This window comes from Pseudomonas morbosilactucae, from assembly GCF_023241715.1.
In the GTDB taxonomy this organism is placed as follows: Bacteria; Pseudomonadota; Gammaproteobacteria; order Pseudomonadales; family Pseudomonadaceae; genus Aquipseudomonas; species Aquipseudomonas morbosilactucae.
Map to the genome: position 1 here is coordinate 1 of NZ_JALQCW010000098.1, position 905 is coordinate 905.

At 63.2% G+C, this 905-nt stretch carries 1 protein-coding gene; it reads right to left on the reverse strand.

The window, feature by feature from the left end; all coding sequences use genetic code 11:
* Window positions 1-706: 706 nt before the first annotated feature.
* The coding region (locus M1B34_RS30935) for a pentapeptide repeat-containing protein (protein WP_268267096.1) at window positions 707-905 on the reverse strand (199 nt) is incomplete at its 5' end.

The following is a 905-nucleotide window of genomic DNA, read 5'->3' on the forward strand; positions in this document are numbered from 1 at the left end:
TTTTGTGGTGAGGGGAGGGGGTATGATCCGGTTGCTGCGGTCACGGCCGCTGGAGGGTTTCGCCCTTACGGGCGACTCACTTTTTTCAAACGCCGGAGTGCGGCCCAGCAAAAAGTAAGCAGAAACGCTTGCCCCTCCATGGGCCCCTCGCTGGGGCTCGGGGTTCCCTCTCTCCAGCATTGCTCCGGGGGCCCGCCGCCAACCGGCCATCCATGGCCGGGTGGCGGCTAGCTCGGCATCCTTGCCGAGCTGCCCCCTACGCAACGCCTACGCTCGGCCGGCTGGGAAGGGGCCTGAAGATCAAGAGCAAGATCAAAAGCCAAGCGCGTTTTACGCGCTGTCCGTAGGAGCCGGCTTGCCGGCGAAGAGGCCCGCAAGACATGCATCGCCCGGGCGGATGCTTTCGCTGGCAAGCCAGCTCCTACATGGGGGACGCTACACACCGCCCCAGCTTCAGGCCGGCCGCAAGGCCGCTGTCGCGCTCTTGATTTTGATCTGAACGTCCCGTTAACCACGATGGCCGGTGGCGGCCCACGGATCAATGACGGCCTGAGGGCATGCCGAGCCTAGGCGAGGCACCGAGTGGAGGGGCAGAAGCGTTTTGCTTGCTTTTGACTGGGCCGGCATTCCGGCTGTTCAAAAGTGAGTCGCCGTAAGGGCGAAGCCGCCAGCGGCCGCACCCGCAGCAACGGATAGGTACCCCCCTCTACTTATCCCAGGTCTTTGGGCACCCGGTGCAGCCTTCCATGTTGGCGTCTTGAAAGTTCCCGTAGTGCTGTCGCGAGCCGCTGAGGTTGGCCTGTTCCAGGTTGCTTTCGCCAAATTTGGCTTCTTGCAGGTTGGCATCGCTCAGGTCGGCCCCCTGTAAATCGGCCTTGCTCAACCAGGTCATTTCCAGGTCCGCG